The 3,922-nt window shown below is 73.7% G+C and carries 1 protein-coding gene; it reads left to right on the top strand.

Going from position 1 to position 3,922, the window contains the following annotated elements; all coding sequences use genetic code 11:
- Positions 1 to 105: 105 nt before the first annotated feature.
- A partial coding sequence (locus AB0C12_RS44045; RefSeq protein WP_360557220.1) for an SDR family NAD(P)-dependent oxidoreductase occupies positions 106 to 3,922 on the top strand: 3,817 nt, incomplete at its 3' end.

The following is a 3,922-nucleotide window of genomic DNA, read 5'->3' as shown; positions in this document are numbered from 1 at the left end:
TTTGCTGATGCGGTGCGGGGGTTTGTTGAGGGTGGGGTGAGGTCGTTTGTGGAGTTGGGGCCGGATGCGACGTTGTCGGGTCTGGTGCCGGGGATTGTTGATGGTGTGGAGTCGGTTCCGGCGGTGCGTGCGGGTGTGGGTGAGGTGGAGTCGGTGGTGGCGGCTCTGGCTCGTTTGCACAGTGTGGGGGTCGCGGTGGATCTGCCCGCGGCCATCGGCGGCGGGCGCGCGATCGATCTACCCACCTATTCGTTCCAGCGAGAGCGGTTCTGGCTGGAGTCCGCGCCCGGCGGCGATGTGCACGGTGCGGGACTCACCGCACCCGGGCACCCGATGCTCGGCGCCGTTGTCGTGCTGCCCGAGCAGGGTGGAGCCGTGGCGACCGGGAAGTGGTCGGCTCGCACGCTGCCCTGGCTGACGGAACACGTCGTCTCCGGCGCGGTGGTCGTGCCCGGCACGGCGCTCGTGGAGGTCATCGGTCGCGCGGGTGACGAGGTCGGTGCCGGTGTGGTCGAGGAGTTGGTGATCGAGGCGCCGGTGGTGTTGCCGGCCGGTGGGGTACGGGTTCAGGTGGTCATCGGTGCGGTGGATGCCGACGGGCGCCGGTCGGCTGCGGTGTACGCCTCTGGTGATGAGGGGCTGAGCTGGACGAGGCACGCCTCGGGGTTTGTCGGTGGCGCCGAGGCCGCGGTCGAGGTGGGGACTTCGGCGGAGTGGCCGCCGTCGGGTGCTGTCGTGGTCGAGGTTGACGGCTTCTATGCGGAGCGGGCCCGCGACGGTATCGGTTACGGGCCGGTGTTCCAGGGTCTGCGGCGGGCGTGGACGCGTGACGGTGAGGTCTTCGCCGAGGTGGCGTTGCCGGAGGACACCGACACCGACGGTTATGTCCTGCACCCGGCCCTGCTCGACGCCGCCCTGCAGACCGGAATGCTGCTACCGCAGTTCGACGGTCACGAGGGCACGCTGCTGCCGTTCAGCCTCACCGGTGTGCGGGTGCTCGCCTCCGGTGCGCGTACCGTGCGGGTCAGAGCCGTCGCGGCCGGGCCCGGCGCCTGTGCGGTGACCCTCGCCGATGCGGCCGGTGACGGTGTTGCCGCCGTCGGCGGCCTGACGCTGCGGCCGCTGTCGGCGGGTGCGCTCGATGAGGCCGGCGCTCTCGCCCGCGAGGCTCTGTTGCGCGTCGAGTGGGTGCCGGTCGACCGGCCCTCGGATCCGGACGTGACGACCGTCCGCGTCTGCGGGCCCGCCGATCTCGGCGCTCTCACCGCGCACATCGACGCCGGCGCCACCGTGCCGGATGTCGTCCTGCTCGACCTGGCGGCGGCGCCCGACGGTTCCGCTCACCCGGTCGTGGGCGGCGCCGGGCAACGCGCGCCCGAGCGCGTCCGTGAGCTGCTGGCCGACGCTCTGGCCACCGTGCAGAGCTGGCTCGCCGAGCCCCGGTACGCCGCCGCCGAGCTGGTTGTCCTGACCCGCGGCGCGGTGGACACGGGCGACTCGGCCGGCACCGGCGATCCGGCCGCCGCCGCGGTCTGGGGACTGCTGCGCGCCGCCCAGTCCGAGAACCCCGGTCAGTTCGTCCTGCTCGATGTCGACCAGGACAACGATCCGTCGATGGCCTCCGTCGCCGTCGCCACGGGAGAACCGCAGCTCGCTGTCCGGTCCGGGCAACTGAGCGCTCCCCGCCTGGCGCCGGCGTCCGCCGGACTTGCCGTGCCGGCCGGCGACGCCGGATGGCACCTGGACATCACCTCTCCGGGCACGGTCGAGAACCTCGCCCTCGTGACCGGGCCGACCGCGACCGCACCGCTGGAGCCCGGTCAGGTCCGGGTGGCGATCCGCGCCGCGGGGGTGAACTTCCGGGACGTCATGATCACCCTCGGGATGTACCCGGGAGACGCGGCCGTCGGCGGTGAAGGCGCGGGCGTGGTCGTCGAGATCGGCTCGGACGTCACCGGTCTGCGCCCTGGTGACCGGGTGATGGGTCTGTTCGAGCACGCCTTCGGGCCCGTTGCTGTCGCCGATCACCGCCACGTCGTCGCGATGCCGGCCGGCTGGACCTTCGCGCAGGCCGCTTCCGCGCCGATCGTGTTCCTGACCGCGTACTACGGGCTGCGGGACCTGGCCGGGGCGGGCACTCCCGGATCGGGCCGGTCCCTGCTGGTGCATGCCGCGGCCGGTGGGGTGGGCATGGCCGCCACCCAGCTCGCCCGCCACTTCGGATTCGAGGTGTACGGCTCGGCCAGCCGGGGCAAGTGGCCGATGCTGCGCGCCGCCGGCTTCGACGACGACCACATCGTCGACTCCCGTGCGCTGGGCTTCGCCGACCGGATCCTGACCGCCACCGCGGGCGCCGGTGTCGACGTCGTGCTCAACTCGCTGGCCGGGGATTTCATCGACGAGTCGCTGCGGCTGCTGCCGCGGGGCGGTTCCTTCCTCGAGATGGGCAAGACCGACATCCGGGAGGCCGGCGCGGTCGTGGCCGCGTACCCGGGAGTGCGGTATCTGCCGTTCGACCTGGTCGACGCCGGGCCGGACCGGATCCACGAGCTGCTCACCGATCTGGCCGAGCTCTTCACCCAGGGCGTCCTGACGCCTCTGCCGATCACAGCCTGGGACATCCGCCGGGCCCCGGAGGCGTTCCGGCACCTCAGCCAGGCCCGCCACATCGGCAAGGTGGTGCTCATGCTGCCGCGGCCGATCGACCCGCGGGGCACCGTGCTGATCAGCGGGGCCGGCAGCCTGGGCGCGCTCACCGCGCGGCACCTGGTGGCCCGGCACGGCGTACGGAATCTGCTGCTGCTCAGCCGCCGGGGCCGGGCGGCCGACGGGATCGCCGCGCTGGAGGCCGACCTGGTCGCCGCGGGCGCCCGGCTGACTGTCGCCGCCTGCGATCTCACCGACCGCCGGCAGGTCACCGCGGCGCTCGCCGCCATCCCGGCGGAGCACCCGCTGACCGCGGTGGTGCACACCGCCGGCGTCCTCGACGACGGCATGTTGGCCGGTCTGGACGACGACCGGATCGACACCGTGCTGCGGCCCAAGGTGGACGCCGCCGTCCTGCTGGGTGAGCTCACCGCCGATGCGGACCTGGCCGCCTTCGTGCTGTTCTCGTCCGCGGCCGGGGTGCTCGGCAACCCGGGCCAGGGCAACTACGCGGCGGCCAATGCCTTCCTCGACGCGTACGCCCGGCAGCGCCGGACCGCCGGCCTGCCCGCCACCTCGCTCGCCTGGGGCTTCTGGGCCCACGACAGCGAGATGACGGCGCACCTCGACAGCGCCGCCCGCGCACGCACCCGCCGCGACGGCATGCTCGGCCTCACCGCGGAGCTCGGCACCGCCCTGTTCGACGCGGGTGTCGCTGCTCCGGACGCCGCGCTCGTACCGGTCCGGCTCGACCTCGCGGCGCTGCGGGACCGCTCCGGCAAGGATCCTGTCCCGGCTCTGCTGCGCGGCCTCGTCCGCCCACGCCGCCGGTCCGTCGCCGCCCCGCGGGCCGGAACCGGTTCGCTGGCCCGCGAGCTGGCCGCGCTCCCCGCCGCCGACCGGGAGGCATTCCTGGTCGACCTGGTCCGTGAGCATTCCGCCACGGTCCTCGGCCACGCGTCCGCCGGCCGGATCGGCGCCTCCCAGGCGTTCCGCGACGCCGGGTTCGACTCGTTGACCGCCGTCGAGCTGCGCAACAGGCTCGTCGCCGCCACCGGTGTGCGGGTACCCGCGACCGTCACCTTCGATCACCCCAGCCCGCTGGCGCTGGCCCGCCATCTTCTCGACGAACTCCTCGGATCCGCGCCGGATGCCCCCGTGGCGGCGCCGGCGGCGGCGGCGTCGGAGGAGCCGGTGGCGATTGTGGCGATGGCGTGCCGGTTGCCGGGTGGGGTGGTGTCGCCGGAGGGGTTGTGGGATGTGGTGTCCGGTGGTG

It is taken from the genome of Actinoplanes sp. NPDC048967 (assembly GCF_040649415.1).
Classification (GTDB): Bacteria; Actinomycetota; Actinomycetes; order Mycobacteriales; family Micromonosporaceae; genus Actinoplanes.
This window is presented reverse-complemented; position numbering and strand designations above follow the sequence as displayed.